Below are 15,318 nucleotides of genomic sequence, written 5' to 3'. Positions count from 1 at the left end.
CCGCCGACCCGCCGTCGGCGGCCTCTCCGCCGTGTGGCGGCCGGCAGGACCGCAAGGGCCCCCGGGGGCTGCTTCCGCCCTCGGCGAGGGCCGTCGGCCCGCCGGGGCGGGAGATCGTTCGGCCAGGGCACAAGGGCTGTCCCGTCGTCCCCGGCGGGCGCGCGACGCCCGCTGCGGCGCCTCGCCGCGTTGCCGGAACGCCCACACATCCCCCTACAACGCCCACATGTGCGCCCTGTGAGGACACCCTCCGCCTGCGCTGCACCGCAGCCGGGGCCGCGCGCTGGTCCACCAGGGATGACGGGACAGCCCTTAGGGTGGTCGACCTGCCGTTTCTTCCGTACCCCACTTGGACCGCCATGCCATCCGATCACGACGCCGCCCGTCCGGCCCGCCGGAGCCTGGGGCGCGGGCCGGGCGCGGCCGCCGAGGCCCCGGCCCCCGGTCCGGACGCGGTGTCCGACCCGCCGGCGGCCGACCCGCCGGCGGCCGCCCCCGTCGCGGAGCCGGCGGGGCCTGCCGGCGCAGCCGCGGGGCCCCCGGACGCGGCGCAGTCGCCGGGGGGGCCCCAGGAGCCCGCGGAGGGCGTTGCGGCAGGCACCGCCGGAGGCGACGGCCGGTTCACGCTGCGGCTCGCCAACTTCGAGGGGCCGTTCGACCTGCTGCTGCAGCTGATCTCACGGCACAAGCTCGACGTCACCGAGGTCGCGCTGTCCAAGGTCACCGACGAGTTCATGGCGTACATCCGGGCCATGGGTCCCGACTGGGACCTCGACCAGACCACCGAGTTCCTCGTCGTAGCCGCCACCCTGCTCGACCTGAAGGCCGCCCGGCTGCTGCCCGTCGCCGAGGTCGAGGACGAGGCCGACCTCGCCCTCCTGGAGGCCCGGGACCTGCTCTTCGCGCGCCTGCTCCAGTACCGCGCGTACAAGCAGATCGCGGACATCTTCGAGCGCCGCGCGGAGAGCGAGGCCCGGCGCTACCCCCGGACGGTGGGGCTGGAGCCGCACCACGCGGAGCTGCTGCCCGACGTCGTCATCAGCATCGGCGCCGAAGGGTTCGCCCGGCTCGCCGTGAAGGCCATGCAGCCCAAGGCGAAGCCCCAGGTGTACGTGGACCACATCCACGCGCCCCTGGTCAGCGTGCGCGAGCAGGCCGGGCTGGTGGTGCGGATGCTGAAGGCGCGCGGGGAGGCCACCTTCCAGGAGCTCACCGAGGACGCCGAGGACACCCTCACCGTCGTGGCGCGCTTCCTGGCCCTTCTGGAGCTCTACCGGGAGAAGGCGGTCGTCCTCGACCAGGAGGAGGCCCTGCGGACCCTCACGGTGCGCTGGAGCGGCGGGGAGGGCGACGGCATGCCGACCGTGACCGACGAGTTCGACCAGATCGTGGAGGCGAAGGATTGAGCAGCGACGGCAGCGCGGTGGCCGCGCTGGAACTGAAGCCGGCCCTGGAGGCCGTCCTGATGGTGGTGGACGAGCCCGCGACCGAGGCGCACCTGGCCAGGGTGCTGGAGCGCACCCCGCGCGAGGTCGCGGACGCGCTGCGGGAGCTCGCCGACGAGTACACGGCCGCCCGCAGGGGCTTCGAGCTGCGGCTCGTCGCGGGCGGGTGGCGGTTCTACACCCGGGCCGAGTACGCCCCGGCCGTCGAGGGCTTCGTCCTGGACGGCCAGCAGGCCCGGCTGACCCAGGCGGCGCTGGAGACGCTGGCGGTCGTCGCGTACCGCCAGCCGGTGAGCCGCTCGCGGGTCTCCGCCGTGCGCGGAGTCAACTGCGACGGGGTCATGCGGACCCTCCTCCAACGCGGTCTGGTGGAGGAGGCGGGGACGGAACCCGAAACAGGTGCGATCCTATACAGGACGACGAACTACTTTCTGGAGCGGATGGGCCTGCGCGGCCTGGACGAGCTCCCGGAGCTCGCGCCCTTCCTCCCCGAGGCGGACGCGATCGAAGCCGAGACGCAAGAAGGTGTGCCGTCGTTCGATCCGGACGCACCGGACACCGATGAAGACGACAAGACGACGGAACTTTGATGCGAAGCAGCGGCAACGGCAACGGTGGCAACAGGAACAGCGGCGGCGGTGGCGGCGGCGGGCGCGGTAACTCGCGCGGCGGCTCCTCCAGCGGCGGCGGTGGCTACCGCGGGAGCGGCTCCGGCGGTGGCAGCCGCGGCGGCAGCTCCGGCGGGTCCCGTGGCGGCTCCTCCTCCGGCGGTGGCGCGCGCGGCGGCTACCAGGGCGGTGGCTCCTCCTCCGGCGGTGGCGCGCGCGGCGGCTACCAGGGCGGTGGCTCCTCTTCCGGCGGTGGCGCGCGCGGCGGCTACCAGGGCGGCGGCTCCGACTCGCGCGACCGCGACCAGCCGGCCCCCCGCATCCGCAACCCCCGCCCGGAGGAGCGCCGCTACGACGTGGGCCCCGAGGGCGAGCGCAGTGGACGCAGCGGCCCCAAGGCGGGCGGCGGCGGTGCCCGCGGCGCAGCGGCGCGCGGCGGTGCCAAGGGCGGTCCCCGGACCTCCAGGACCCCCGGCATCGGCGGCGCGGGCGGCCCGCGCAGCGGCCCGGGCAGCCGCAGCGGCCAGTCCCGCCCGCGCGAGCTGGACGCGCGCATCGAGGAGCGCGTGCGCGACCGTTACGCCGACAAGCCCGTGATCCGGACCCCGAAGACCTTCCCGGGCGCCGAGCAGGAGGGCGAGCGTCTGCAGAAGGTCCTCGCCCGCGCCGGCATGGGCTCGCGCCGCGCCTGCGAGGAGCTCATCGAGCAGGCCCGCGTCGAGGTCAACGGCGAGATCGTCACCGAGCAGGGCAAGCGCGTCCAGCCGCAGGACGAGATCAAGGTGGACGGCCTGACCGTCGCCACCCAGTCGTACCTGTTCTTCGCGCTGAACAAGCCGGCCGGTGTCGTGTCCACCATGGAGGACCCCGACGGCCGCCAGTGCCTGGGCGACTACGTCACCAACCGCGAGACGCGCCTGTTCCACGTCGGCCGGCTGGACACCGAGACCGAGGGCATCATCCTGCTCACCAACCACGGCGAGCTGGCCCACCGCCTCACGCACCCGAAGTACGGCGTGAAGAAGACCTACGTCGCCGCCATCACCGGCTCGCTGCCGCGTGACATCGGCAAGCGGCTCAAGGACGGCATCGAGCTCGAAGACGGCTGGGCGCGCGCGGACAACTTCCGCGTCCTGGACCAGGTCGGCAAGAACTACATGGTCGAGGTGACCCTCCACGAGGGCCGCAAGCACATCGTCCGCCGCATGCTGTCCGAGGCAGGCTTCCCCGTCGACAAGCTCGTGCGGACCTCCTTCGGTCCCATCGAGCTGGGCGACCAGAAGTCCGGCTGGCTGCGCCGCCTGACCAACACCGAGGTCGGCATGCTGATGCGCGAGGTCGGACTGTAGGACCACCGGCCGGACCCCGCTCCACCAGAAGAGCCCGCAGTGCCCACGGCACTGCGGGCTTTTCCCTTGCCCCGACCCCGCACCCCTGTTTATAGTCACAGTGACTATAAAAGGAGGGGGGCTCGGCATGAACTGGACCTTGAGCTGGACCGAGGTGCTCGGTTTCGCCACGGGCGCCCTGTGCGTCTGGCTGGTGGCCCGTCAGCACATCGCCAACTGGCCGATCGGCATCGCCAACAACGTCTTCTTCATCGTGCTCTTCGCCCAGGCCGGCCTGTACGCCGATGCCGGGCTCCAGATCGTCTTCATCGCCCTGGCCGCGTACGGCTGGTGGTCCTGGACCCACGGGGGTGGACCAGGAACCGCCGAAGCCCTGCCGGTGCGCCGCACCACGCGCACCGAGTGGGCCTGGCTGGCCGCGGCCGGGGCGGTGGCGACGCTCGGCCTGACCCTGCTCCTCGCCCGGGCCACCGACTCCACCGTCCCCTTCTGGGACGCGGCCACGACCGTGCTCTCCCTCGCGGCGACCTACGGCCAGTGCCGCAAGCTCGTCGAGTCCTGGTGGCTGTGGATCGCCGCGGACCTCGTCTACGTGCCCCTGTACGTCCACAAGGGGCTCCACCTCACCGCCCTGCTCTACGTCGGCTTCCTCGCGCTGTGCGTCGTGGGCCTGCTCGGCTGGCGGCGGACGCTCCCGGAGCGCACCACCCCCACGGCGGCCGTGGAGGCGACGGCATGAGGCGCTTCGGCCACGGCCTGGTGCTCGGCAAGTTCTACCCGCCGCACGCCGGCCACCACCACCTGGTGCGCACCGCCCAGGACCGCTGCGAGCGGCTGACCGTCCTGGTCTGCGCGGCCTCCGTGGAGTCGGTGCCGCTCGCCGACCGCGTCGCCTGGATGCGGGAGGCCCACCCGGACGCGGACGTCGTCGGAGCCGTCGACGACATCCCCGTCGACCTGCACGACCCGGCGGTCTGGGAGGCCCACATGGTGATCTTCCGGGCCGCGGTCGGCCGGCCCGTCGACGCCGTCTTCACCTCGGAGGAGTACGGGACCGAACTCGCCCGCAGGTTCGGCGCCGAGGAGGTCTGCGTGGACCCCGCGCGGACCCTCTTCCCGGTGTCCGGGACGGCCGTCCGGGCCGACCCCGCCGCCTGCTGGGACTTCCTGGGACCCGCCGTACGGGCCCGCCTCGCACGCCGCGTCGTCGTACTCGGCGCCGAGTCCACCGGGACGACCACACTGTCCCGGGACCTGGCCGCGCGACTGCGGGCACGCGGCGGGGTCTGGGCGGCGACCGGCTGGGTCGAGGAGTACGGACGCCGCTACAGCGAGGAGAAGCTCGCCGCGGCCAGGGCCGCCGACCCGGGCGCCACCTGGACGGACGTCTCCTTCACCTCGGAGGAGTTCCCGCTGATCGCCCGCCGGCAGGACGAGGCGGAGGAGCGGGCGGCCCGCCAGGGCTCCCCGGTGCTGATCTGCGACACCGACTCCTTCGCCACCGGCATCTGGCACGAGCGGTACATGGGCGGCCGCAACGCCGAGGTCGAGCGGATCGCCGCCCTCACGCACCGGGACCTCTACCTGCTGACCGAGGACGCCGACGTGCCCTTCGAGGACGACGGACTGCGCGACGGCCCCCACCTCAGACCCTGGATGACCCGGCGGTTCCGCGAGGAGCTGGAGGCGACCGGACGGCGCTTCCTGTCCCTGCGCGGGGACCGGCGGGAACGGCTGGCCACGGCCGTCGCGGCCGTGGACGCACTGCTCGCCGAAGGCTGGCGGTTCGCCGACCCGCTCCCGGAGAACCGATGAGCGGTGCACCGGAGCCGGGCTACGACCCGTACGCCTTCGAGCCGTTCGCGGTGACCGTCGACCTCGCCGTGTTCACCGTGCGCGGCGGCGCCCTGCACGTACTGCTGATCCGGCGCGGCCAGGAGCCGTACGCGGGCGCGTGGGCGCTGCCCGGCGGGTTCGTCCTGCCCCGGGAGTCCGCCGAGACGGCCGCCCGGCGCGAACTGGCCGAGGAGACCGGCCTGCCGCGGCAGGTCGTGGCCGACCTGCACCTGGAGCAGCTGCGCACCTACAGCGAGCCGGACCGCGATCCGCGAATGCGGGTCGTCTCGGTGGCCTTCACCGCCCTCGTCCCGGACCTGCCGGAGCCGGCGGCGGAAGGGGGCGGGGACGCCGCACAGGCCCGCTGGCTGCCCCTGGGACAGGCCCCGGAGCTGGCCTTCGACCACGCGGTGATCCTCGCCGACGCCCGGATACGGATCCGCTCGAAGCTGGAGTACACCTGCCTGGCCACCGCCTTCTGCCCGCCCGAGTTCACGCTCGGAGAGCTCCTGGCCGTCTACGAGACCGTCTGGGACACCGTCCTCGACCGCCCCAACTTCCGCCGCAAGGTCCTGACGACGCCCGGGTTCGTCGAGGCCGTACCGGGCGCCGCCCGGCTCACCGGGGGTCGCGGCAAACCGGCCGCCCTCTACCGGGCCGGCCCGGCGACCGCCCTCCACCCACCTCTGCTCCGACCGGAAGGAACCACCCGATGACGAAGCGAGCCGCGACCGGCGCACTGGTCGGCCTGGCCCTCGGCGACGCCCTTGGCTTCCCGACCGAGTTCAACGACGTGCCCTCGATCCTCGCCAAGACCGGTCCGTGGCGCGAGATGCGCCTCCCCGCGCCGGCGATCGTCACGGACGACACCCAGATGACGCTCGCCCTGGCGCGCGGCATACGGACAGCGGCCGACCGCGGCCGGGTGGGCCCGCTGCGCCTCACCCGTCCGGTCCGGGAGGAGTTCGTCGACTGGTACCACTCCCCGGAGAACAACCGCGCGCCCGGCAACACCTGCCTGCGGGCCTGCCACCTTCTGAACGACCCGCAGCGCGACTGGCGCGACGCCAGCCAGACCGGTTCCAAGGGCTGCGGGGCCAACATGCGGGTGGCCCCCGTCGGGCTGGTGCCCGGCTGGACCGACGAGGAGCGGGCCGGCGCGGCCCAGCTCCAGTCGGCCCTCACCCACGGCCACCCCACGGCGCTCGCCGCGTCCGACCTGACCGCGCGGGCGGTGCACCTGCTGGCCTCCGGCACCGAGGTCACCGGCCTCGTCGGGCAGCTGCGCTCGTACGCCCTGGAGAACCGCACCCGCTACCACGAGCGCTGGCTCGGCGACCTCTGGATGCGCACCGCCAGTGATGCCACGCCGGAGTCCTTCATCGCGCGCGGCTGGGACGAGTGCCTGGAGGTACTGGACCGGCTCGCGGCCGCCCTGCGCTCCCCGTCCCCGGAGACCGACCCCTGCCTGACCACCGGCGACGGCTGGATCGCCGAGGAGGCCCTCGCCACCGCCCTGCAGTGCTTCCTCCTCTTCCCCGAGGACCCGCTGACGGCGTTGCGCCGCGCCGCCTGCACGAAGGGCGACTCCGACTCCATCGCCTGCCTCGCCGGCGCCTTCGCCGGAGCCCACCTCGGAGCCGACGTCTGGCCGCGCGAATGGGAGGGCCGTATCGAGTACCGGGACGAGCTGCTGGCCTTCGGCACCCTCTGGGATGCTTGATCCGTGCTGGACGCCCTGAGTATCGACCTGACCCCCGTCGTGGCCGAGCAGCCCGACCCCCTGCTCTTCGCCACCGTCTCGGGAGCCCATTTGTACGGCTTCCCGTCGCGGGACTCCGACATCGACCTGCGAGGGGCGCACCTGTTGCCGGTGGAGGATCTGCTGGGCCTGCGCGAGCCCGAGGAGACCCGCACCCGCATGTGGGACCGCGACGACGTGGAGATGGACCTCGTCACGCACGACCTGCGCAAGTTCGTCCGCCTGATGCTCAACCGCAACGGCTACGTACTGGAGCAGCTGCTCTCCCCGCTCGTCGTCCACACGACGCCCGCGCACGAGGAACTGGTCGCCCTGGCGCCGGGGGTCCTGACCTCCCACCACGCCCACCACTACCGGGGGTTCGCCAACACCCAGTGGCGGCTCTTCGAGAAGGCCGCCGAACTCAAGCCGCTCCTCTACGCCTTCCGGGCGCTGCTCACCGGCATCCACCTGATGCGGTCGGCCGAGGTGCAGGCGCACCTGCCGACCCTGCTGGCCGAGGTGCCGCAGGCGCCGCCGTACCTGGCCGCCCTGATCGAGGCCAAGACGGCCGCCGAGCACGGGGGCTACCAGGGCCCGCCGATCGCCGCGGTCCGGGAGGACTTCGAGGCGCTGCACGTGGTGCTGGACACCGCGCAGGCGGCCACCGCGCTGCCCGAGCACGGGTCGGCGTACGACGCACTGGACGCGTTCGTCGTCCGGCGGCGGACGGGGGGCCTACGCGGCTGACGCGCGCCGGGCGCGGACGAGGAAGTCCTCCACCCGGGCCCGGTCCGGTTCCTCGGGCAGAGGAGTGCCGGCCAGGGCCCTGTCCGTCTCCTCCTGCAGGCCCGTCATCCAGGCGTCGACCTCGTCCCAGGTGAGCTCCCCGCGGCGCACCGCGAGGAGGCGGTCGCGGTAGGGGCCCGCGTCGATGCTCAAAGCGCCGCTGCGCAGCAGGTCGCGGCAGGACAGCAGCAGGCGCAGCAGGTGCATGGCGTGCTTCCAGCGCGGCGCACCGTGGACGCGGACGTCCGCGAGGAGTTTGCCGTGCTGGGAGGCCGCGTACCGGCTGAAGCTGGTGTGGGCACGGCGGGAGAGGAAGGCGGCGCGCAGCGAGAGCAGCTCCGCACCGACCGGACCGACGTGCTCCACCAGGGGTGAGTGCAGGCACTCCAGGATGTTCGGGTTGGCGCGCAGGGCCAGTTCGCAGAAGCGCTCAAGCTCCCAGGAGAACTCCTCCTCCCGAGGCCCCTCCACGTGCGTGGGGGGCTTGTCGAACCCCCAGAACAGCGGTGTCGGGGCGAGGTAGACACCACGCCGGTCGGTGTCGCTGGTCTCCGTGGCCAGCCCGAAGGCCCGGGAGCCCATCACGCACCGGTAGACCGTGTGGTCCCGTACCAGCGTCAGATCGTCCATCCCGGGAGCCTACGCCAGGACGCGCCCGCCCTGCCGGGCCGTTTCCGCAGGCCGGCAGGGCTGTGAGCGCCTCGCTGTCGGAGTGTCGCTACGCGAGCGTGATGTTGCCGTCCGCGGCGACCGTGATCTTCTTCTCGGCCAGGCCCTTGGTGGCCGGTCCCTTGACCACCGCGCCGTCCGTGTCCTTGAACTCGCTGCCGTGGCAGGGGCAGTCGATGGTGCCGTCCGCCACCTTGTTCACCAGGCAGCCCTGGTGGGGGCAGACCGCCGTGAAGCAGCGGAAGGAGCCCTTCGTGGGCTGGGTGACGACGAGCTTCTCCTCCTTGAGGACCTTGCCGCCGCCCACGGGCACGTCCGCCGCCTTGGCGATGGCCTTTCCGCCGCCCGCGCCGCCGGCCGAGGGAGTGGCCTCCGGGGAGGAGCCCGGCGGCGGCGTGGCGGCGTTCGGCTCGCCCGACGAGGTCTTCTCGCCGTCGCCGCCACTGCCGCAGGCGGTGAGCGCACCGCCGGCCAGGGCGGCCGCACCGGCCACCAGTACCTTGCGCCGGACGGTTTGCGTGGGGTCGCTCATCAGTCTCTCCTCGCTCTGTGGCCGGATCGGCGTGCAGCATCCTGGCCTGCGACGGGCCTCAGGTGAAGCCCGCCGCGCCGTTTCACGAGCCCGGCTGCCACGGTGCCAGTGAGGCAGGTGCGCCGGGTGTGCGTACGACCTCCCACACGCGGCTCACGGCGTCCCGGTTCAGCGGTCCGAAAACATGTGGGAATCGGCCACCCGAATGACCCTCCCGGCGGACCTCCGCGGTCAGCGCGTCCTCGTCGAGCTCGACCGCGAGGAGGGTCCCCGGCTGCGCGCGGTAGTGCGTGTCGGCGATGCCGAGCGCCGTCGTACGGTCCGCAGAGCAGTGCACGAAGCCCTCGGATTCCAGCGAGGGCGGGGCGTACGGCAGCTCGGGCGCGGCGGTCCAGTCGGCGAGCGGGACGATGTGGAAGATCATGCCGATCGTTCTACCGCAAGGGGAGCTGACGCCGCCGGGCAGGCGGAGCCCCGCCGGGCAGGACCCGGGCTCCGCGGGGGCGAGGTTCCGGCCGTCGTCCCACTGGGCGGGCAGCCGGTCCCTCGCGGCGTACCGTCTGGCTACCCTGAGTCAGAACCTGTCGTCACGCACCCGTGGAGCGCCCCGTGAGAACCGCCGTCGTCATCGGAACCGGACTGATCGGCACCTCCGCGGCGCTCGCCCTGACAGCCCGCGGGATCACCGTGCACCTCGCCGACCACGACCCCGACCGGGCCCGCACGGCCGCCGCCCTCGGGGCCGGCACCGACGAGCCCCCGCAGGGACAGGTCGACCTCGCGATCGTCGCCGTACCGCCGGCGCACGTCGCCGCGACCCTGGCCGACCTGATGGGACGCGGCGCGGCGCGCGCCTACGTCGACGTCGCCAGCGTCAAGGGCGGGCCGCGGCGGGAACTGGCCGCGCTCGGCGTCGACGCCACCGCCTACATCGGCACGCACCCGATGGCGGGCAAGGAGCAGTCGGGGCCGCTCGCCGCGACGGCGGACCTCTTCGAGGGACGACCCTGGGTGCTCACCCCGACCCGGGACACCGACCACGAGGTGCTCAACCTCGCGCTGGAACTCGTCGCCCTGTCCCGGGCCGTGCCGGTGGTGATGGACGCGGACGCCCACGACCGGGCCGTGGCGCTGGTCTCGCACACCCCGCAGCTCGTCTCCAGCATGGTCGCCGCCCGCCTGGAGGAGGCCGACGAGACGGCCGTCCGGCTGTGTGGACAGGGCATCCGTGACGTGACCCGGATCGCGGCCTCCGACCCGCGGATGTGGGTGGAGATCCTCTCGGCCAACCCGGGACCGGTCGCCGACGTCCTCGCCGGCATCGCCGCGGACCTGGAGGAGACCGTGGACGCGCTGCGCAGCCTGCAGTCCGCCGACGTCGAGAAGCGGCGCGGCGGAGCCGCCGGCATCGAGGACGTGCTGCGCCGCGGGAACGCCGGCCGGGTGCGGGTCCCGGGCAAGCACGGGGCGGCGCCCACGGTCTACGAGACGGTGGCCGTGCTCATCAGCGACCAGCCGGGCGAGCTGGCACGGATCTTCGCCGACGCGGGCCGCGCCGGGGTCAACATCGAGGACGTGCGGATCGAGCACGCCACGGGCCAGCAGGCCGGTCTGGTACAGCTCATGGTGGAGCCGAGGTCCGTGGCCGGGCTCACCGCCGAGCTGCGCGAACGGGGCTGGGCGCTGCGCAGCCAGTAGCCGGAAGGCGCGGGCGGGGCCGGGGCGCCGGGGGTGTCGTGCCGACCAGGCCGGATCAGGGAGCGGGGTCCGGTGCGGCGGAGCCCCGCCTGATCGGCAATACACCTCCCTGGGGCCCGGTAACCTTGCAGAGGGGCGCTTTGCCGCGCCCGGACACGTACGCGCAACCAGGAAGGTGCCCGCACCGTGGAAACCGCCGCTCCGTCCGCCGTGATCGTCGCCATCGACGGTCCCTCCGGCACGGGCAAGTCCAGCACCTCCAAGGCCGTGGCCGCCAAGCTCGGGCTCCGCTACCTGGACACCGGTGCCCAGTACCGGGCCATCACCTGGTGGATGATCACCAACGGGGTCGACACCGACGACGCGCAGGCCGTGGCGGTCGCCGCCGGCAAGCCCTCCATCGTGTCCGGCACCGACCCGGCCGCGCCCACCATCACCGTCGACGGCCTCGACGCCGCCGGCCCCATCCGGACCCAGGAGGTCACCTCCAGGGTCAGCGCCGTCAGCGCGGTCCCCGAGGTGCGCACGCTCATCACCGAGCTGCAGCGCTCCATCGCCGCCGAGGCGGCCCGGGACGCGGACGGGATCGTCGTCGAAGGCCGGGACATCGGCACCACCGTCCTGCCCGACGCCGACCTCAAGGTCTTCCTGACGGCCTCCGCCGAGGCGCGCGCCGCCCGGCGCAGCGGAGAGCTCCGCGGCAAGGAGGCCGCCGACCTCGCGGCCACCAAGGAGGCGCTGATCAAGCGCGACGCCGCCGACTCCGGCCGCAAGACCTCTCCGCTGGCCAAGGCCGACGACGCCGTCGAGGTGGACACCACCGAGCTCACGCTCGACCAGGTGATCGAGTGCGTCGTGACGCTCGTCGAAGAGAAGCGGGCGGTCCGCACGTGAGTCGAACGCCCTCCCTCAAGGGTGCGGCGGTCGGCAGGCGCATCGGCATCGGCCTCATGTACGGGCTGTGGAAGCCGCGCGTACTGGGCGCCTGGAAGGTGCCCGCCTCGGGTCCCGTCATCCTCGCCGTGAACCACACGCACAACATAGACGGCCCCATGGTGATGGGCACCGCGCCCCGACCCCTGCACTTCCTGATCAAGAAGGAAGCGTACGTGGGCCCGCTCGGCCCGTTCCTGGACGGCATCGGGCAGGTCAAGGTCGACCGCTCCGGCGCCGACCGGGCGGCGATAGGCCGCGCCCTCGCCGTGCTCGACCAGGGCGGGGCCCTGGGGATATTTCCCGAGGGCCGCAGGGGCGAGGGCGACTTCGCCTCGCTGCGCGCGGGACTCGCGTACTTCTCGGTCCGCAGCGGCGCACCCATCGTGCCCGTCGCGGTCCTGGGCAGCGCCGAGGACCGCGGCAGGCTGATCCCGGGGCTGCCGCCCTTCAAGAGCCGGGTCGACGTCGTCTTCGGCTCGGCCTTCGACGCCGGGGACGGCAGTGGCCGCCGTACCCGTACCGCGCTGGACCGCGCCACCGTACGCATCCAGGACCGGCTGACCGCCCACCTGGCCGACGCCAAGCGCCTGACCGGGCGCTGAGCGAGACTTGAACCCAGTAGTGGAACCGCGCTGCGCGGGCACCACCGATCACCACGAACGACGAGGAACGGACTTCATGAACGACCAGCACGACCACGGAGCACTTGGCGATGCCGAGTACGCGGAGTTCATGGAGCTCGCCGCGGAAGAGGGCTTCGACCTCGAAGAGGTCGAAGGCGCCATCGAGGAGGCGGGCCACGGCCCGCTGCCCGTCCTCGCCGTCGTGGGCCGGCCCAACGTCGGCAAGTCGACGTTGGTGAACCGCATCATCGGCCGCCGCGAGGCGGTCGTCGAGGACAAGCCCGGCGTCACCCGCGACCGCGTCACCTACGAGGCCGAGTGGGCCGGCCGGCGCTTCAAGGTCGTCGACACCGGCGGCTGGGAGCAGGACGTCCTCGGTATCGACGCGGCCGTCGCCGCCCAGGCCGAGTACGCCATCGAGACCGCCGACGCGGTCGTCTTCGTCGTCGACGCCAAGGTCGGCGCCACCGACAGCGACGAGGCCGTCGTCAGGCTGCTGCGCAAGGCCAAGAAGCCCGTCGTCCTGTGCGCCAACAAGGTCGACGGCCAGAGCGGCGAGTCCGACGCGGCGTCCCTGTGGTCGCTGGGCCTCGGCATGCCGCACCCCGTCTCCTCGCTGCACGGCCGCGGCACCGGCGACATGCTCGACGCCGTCCTCGACGTCCTGCCGGAGGCCCCGGAGCAGACCTTCGGCGGCGTCGCGCCCGGCGGCCCGCGCCGCATCGCACTGATCGGCCGCCCGAACGTCGGCAAGTCCTCGCTGCTGAACAAGGTCGCGAAGGAGAACCGGGTCGTCGTCAACGAGCTGGCCGGCACCACCCGCGACCCGGTCGACGAGCTCATCGAGCTCGGCGGCATCACCTGGAAGTTCGTCGACACCGCCGGCATCCGCAAGAAGGTCCACCTCCAGCAGGGCGCCGACTACTACGCCTCGCTGCGCACCGCCGCGGCCGTCGAGAAGGCGGAGGTGGCGGTCATCCTGATCGACACCACCGAGACCATCAGCGTCCAGGACCAGCGCATCATCACCATGGCCGTCGAGGCCGGCCGCGCGATCGTGATCGCCTACAACAAGTGGGACGAGCTCGACGAGGAGCGCCGCTACTACCTCGAGCGCGAGATCGAGACCGAGATGCAGCAGGTCTCCTGGGCGCCGCGGGTGAACGTCTCGGCGCTCACCGGCCGCCACATGGAGAAGCTGGTCCCGGCGATCGAGACCGCGCTGGCGGGCTGGGAGACGCGCGTCCCCACCGGCCGGCTGAACGCCTTCCTCGGCGAGGTCGTCGCCGCCCACCCGCACCCGATCCGCGGCGGCAAGCAGCCCCGCATCCTGTTCGGTACCCAGGCGGGGAGCAAGCCGCCGCGGTTCGTCCTCTTCGCCTCCGGCTTCCTGGAGCACGGTTACCGGCGCTTCATCGAGCGCCGCCTGCGCGAGGAGTTCGGCTTCGAGGGCACCCCGATCCACATCTCGGTGCGGGTGCGCGAGAAGCGCGGTGCCCAGTACAAGAAGAAGAAGTAGCGGTGGTCCGGGGTCAGTAGCCCCGGCGCGGAGCGGGCGGCAGGGCCGCCGGGACGTGCGTCATCCCGGTCTGGTGCTGCCGCCCGTCGGCGTATCCGGGGTTGCCCGCGTACGAGTAGGCCGGCTGCGTCTGGGGCTGCGCCTGCGACGGGGACGGCGTCTGGGACGGGGTCTGCGGGCCGTAGGAGGAGGGCTGCCAGCTGTCCGTCCGCTGCCACGCGGAACCGCTCCAGCCGCCGCTGCCGTACGTGCCGACCGTGTAGCCGCCGCCGTACGAGAAGGCCGTGAACCCGAGGTCCTCCTCGCCCGTCCGGTCGCCCGGCAGGGCCCGGAAGGCGCGCAGGTACTCCGAGTACAACGTGTCGTAGATCGGGGTGTGCGAGACGGCCGGAGAGCTGTCCCGGTCCCGTACCGGACGCATGGCGGGGACGGTGCTCGGATGGGACGGGGCGCGGGAGGAGTCGTATGGATGCACGTATCAGCCAACGAAACCGGCGCTCTGCGGATGCGGGGTGACGGGGGAGGAAACACAGATCGCCGGGGGTGTGCGGGACGGACCGCACACCCCCGGCGCACGCCGCCCGGCCCTCCATCGCGGGGGGCCGGGCAGCCGTTCGGTACCGGCTTCGGTCAGGCGCCGGGCGTCCCCGCCAGGGGCATCGCGGCGGCCACGAGCTTGCCCGCGGCGGCGGCCTTGTCCAGTGCGTCGCGCAGCAGGTCCTCGCGCGGCTGCTGGCCGATGGAGCCGACCGGGGCGGCGTAGATGAGCACGCGCTGGGTCTTCTGGACGGCGGCCCGCCAGCCGTCGGTGACCGACAGCGCTTGGTGCGCCTGCCACCAGGCGACCTGGCCGCCGCCCTCGGTGCCGGGCTGGAGCACGGCGTGCAGCTGCCCGGCCGCGAGCAGGACCGACCAGCCGCCGAGGAGGGTGGGGAGTTCGGCCGTGTCGGTCACCGGGATGAAGCCCTGCTCGATCAGGAGCGGCAGGAAGTCGTCGCCGGGGCCGTCGCTGCCCGGGCGGGCGATGGGCGCGGTCGGCTCGACGACGAGGGCGGGGTGCAGCTCGCCGCCGATCAGCACGAGGCCGCTGGTGATGCCGAGGACGGCCTGTCCGCCGGGCACGTTCTGCGGTGCGCCCGCGCCCGCGCCCGCGTCCTGCCCGGAGGCCGGGCTGTCACCGGTGATGCTGCGGACCGCGCCCTGGAGCTGCTCCTCGGAGACGGAGACGACCTGCGAGGGGATGCAGGTGGCGTGGGCGAAGGCGAGGACGGCGGTCTCCTCGCCGACGAACAGCACTGTGCTGGTGCGGTCGTTCTCGGGGTCGCCCGGGGTACGGCAGGAGGTGCAGTCGTAACTGCGCGGCGCGTCGTCGCCGACGAGCAGCCTGTCGGCTTCTTCGTCGCCGATCTCGGCACGTACCTCATCACTGACGTCGAGCATGCGCGGCACGGGGTGCTCCTCGGCATAGGTGCGGGTCCGGGAGGCTCCCGGCTCGCCGGGCACAACGCGGGAGCGGCGGCCGGGGTCACGCCATTTGAGGGAACGGATTCGAACCGGGCGCCCGGAAGGGTGA

The 15,318-nt window shown here is 73.3% G+C and carries 17 protein-coding genes; 12 read left to right on the top strand and 5 right to left on the bottom strand.

Translation table 11 applies throughout. The features are described from left to right. Nucleotides 1-359: 359 nt before the first annotated feature. From ACZ3X1_RS22475 to ACZ3X1_RS22440, 8 genes are all read left to right on the top strand, one after another. On the top strand, nucleotides 360-1,406 hold the full coding sequence (locus ACZ3X1_RS22475; protein WP_467280724.1) for a segregation and condensation protein A: 1,047 nt from the start codon (nucleotides 360-362) through the stop codon (nucleotides 1,404-1,406). Next, on the top strand, nucleotides 1,403-2,035 hold the full coding sequence (scpB, locus tag ACZ3X1_RS22470) for an SMC-Scp complex subunit ScpB (protein ID WP_356814160.1): 633 nt from the start codon (nucleotides 1,403-1,405) through the stop codon (nucleotides 2,033-2,035). The genes ACZ3X1_RS22475 and scpB overlap by 4 nt, the downstream gene beginning before the upstream one ends. Next, nucleotides 2,035-3,402, top strand: coding sequence for a pseudouridine synthase (locus ACZ3X1_RS22465; protein ID WP_390080170.1), 1,368 nt, complete (start codon nucleotides 2,035-2,037; stop codon nucleotides 3,400-3,402). The genes scpB and ACZ3X1_RS22465 overlap by 1 nt, the downstream gene beginning before the upstream one ends. 127 nt (nucleotides 3,403-3,529) lie before the next feature. Then, nucleotides 3,530-4,141 (top strand): nicotinamide riboside transporter PnuC, encoded by a 612-nt coding sequence (gene pnuC / locus ACZ3X1_RS22460; RefSeq protein WP_467280723.1) that lies wholly within the window; start codon nucleotides 3,530-3,532, stop codon nucleotides 4,139-4,141. After that, nucleotides 4,138-5,217 (top strand): AAA family ATPase, encoded by a 1,080-nt coding sequence (locus ACZ3X1_RS22455; protein WP_356814163.1) that lies wholly within the window; start codon nucleotides 4,138-4,140, stop codon nucleotides 5,215-5,217. The genes pnuC and ACZ3X1_RS22455 overlap by 4 nt, the downstream gene beginning before the upstream one ends. Further along, on the top strand, nucleotides 5,214-5,954 hold the full coding sequence (locus tag ACZ3X1_RS22450; RefSeq protein ID WP_362633739.1) for an NUDIX hydrolase: 741 nt from the start codon (nucleotides 5,214-5,216) through the stop codon (nucleotides 5,952-5,954). Before ACZ3X1_RS22455 ends, ACZ3X1_RS22450 begins: the two co-directional genes overlap by 4 nt. Next, complete coding sequence (locus ACZ3X1_RS22445) at nucleotides 5,951-6,961, top strand: ADP-ribosylglycohydrolase family protein (RefSeq protein WP_467280721.1); 1,011 nt, start codon at nucleotides 5,951-5,953, stop codon at nucleotides 6,959-6,961. Before ACZ3X1_RS22450 ends, ACZ3X1_RS22445 begins: the two co-directional genes overlap by 4 nt. Nucleotides 6,962-6,964: 3 nt before the next feature. Beyond that, nucleotides 6,965-7,729: a nucleotidyltransferase domain-containing protein gene (locus tag ACZ3X1_RS22440; RefSeq protein WP_390080173.1), complete on the top strand. Its 765-nt coding sequence runs from the start codon at nucleotides 6,965-6,967 to the stop codon at nucleotides 7,727-7,729. On the opposite strand, the gene ACZ3X1_RS22435 is transcribed toward ACZ3X1_RS22440, so the two are convergent. From ACZ3X1_RS22435 to ACZ3X1_RS22425, 3 genes are all read right to left on the bottom strand, one after another. After that, nucleotides 7,718-8,398 carry a nucleotidyltransferase domain-containing protein gene (locus ACZ3X1_RS22435; protein WP_467280720.1) on the bottom strand — a complete coding sequence of 227 codons (681 nt, stop codon included), beginning with the start codon at nucleotides 8,396-8,398 and terminating at the stop codon, nucleotides 7,718-7,720. The genes ACZ3X1_RS22440 and ACZ3X1_RS22435 overlap by 12 nt on opposite strands. Nucleotides 8,399-8,486: 88 nt before the next feature. Next, complete coding sequence (locus ACZ3X1_RS22430; protein ID WP_356814170.1) at nucleotides 8,487-8,969, bottom strand: Rieske (2Fe-2S) protein; 483 nt, start codon at nucleotides 8,967-8,969, stop codon at nucleotides 8,487-8,489. Nucleotides 8,970-9,051: 82 nt separating this feature from the next. Continuing rightward, a complete protein-coding gene (locus tag ACZ3X1_RS22425; protein WP_356814172.1) occupies nucleotides 9,052-9,393 on the bottom strand; it encodes a DUF952 domain-containing protein in 342 nt (113 codons plus the stop codon). Nucleotides 9,394-9,578: 185 nt separating this feature from the next. Between ACZ3X1_RS22425 and ACZ3X1_RS22420 the strand changes: the two genes are divergently transcribed. The 4 genes from ACZ3X1_RS22420 to der all read left to right on the top strand — a co-directional run bounded on the left by ACZ3X1_RS22420 (nucleotide 9,579) and on the right by der (nucleotide 13,745). Then, entirely contained in the window at nucleotides 9,579-10,667 is a 1,089-nt protein-coding gene (locus ACZ3X1_RS22420) for a prephenate dehydrogenase (protein WP_356814173.1), read from the top strand. 186 nt (nucleotides 10,668-10,853) lie between these two features. Next, nucleotides 10,854-11,561, top strand: coding sequence for a (d)CMP kinase (gene cmk, locus ACZ3X1_RS22415; RefSeq protein ID WP_356814175.1), 708 nt, complete (start codon nucleotides 10,854-10,856; stop codon nucleotides 11,559-11,561). Then, the gene (locus ACZ3X1_RS22410) at nucleotides 11,516-12,205 is read left to right on the top strand and encodes a lysophospholipid acyltransferase family protein (protein WP_390080177.1); all 690 of its coding nucleotides are present in this window, start codon (nucleotides 11,516-11,518) and stop codon (nucleotides 12,203-12,205) included. The genes cmk and ACZ3X1_RS22410 overlap by 46 nt, the downstream gene beginning before the upstream one ends. 76 nt (nucleotides 12,206-12,281) lie before the next feature. Further along, the gene (gene der / locus ACZ3X1_RS22405) at nucleotides 12,282-13,745 is read left to right on the top strand and encodes a ribosome biogenesis GTPase Der (protein WP_467280717.1); all 1,464 of its coding nucleotides are present in this window, start codon (nucleotides 12,282-12,284) and stop codon (nucleotides 13,743-13,745) included. Between the two features lie 13 nt (nucleotides 13,746-13,758). Here the strand turns inward: der and ACZ3X1_RS22400 are convergent, their stop codons facing one another. Next, the gene (locus ACZ3X1_RS22400; protein ID WP_356814178.1) at nucleotides 13,759-14,166 is read right to left on the bottom strand and encodes a hypothetical protein; all 408 of its coding nucleotides are present in this window, start codon (nucleotides 14,164-14,166) and stop codon (nucleotides 13,759-13,761) included. 209 nt (nucleotides 14,167-14,375) lie between these two features. Continuing rightward, entirely contained in the window at nucleotides 14,376-15,194 is an 819-nt protein-coding gene (locus tag ACZ3X1_RS22395; protein ID WP_356814180.1) for a hypothetical protein, read from the bottom strand. Nucleotides 15,195-15,318 lie beyond the last annotated feature (124 nt).

This window comes from Streptomyces sp. NPDC023541 (genome assembly GCF_055559995.1).
Note: the sequence above shows the minus strand (reverse complement) of the source record. Positions and strands in the feature narration are given on the sequence as shown.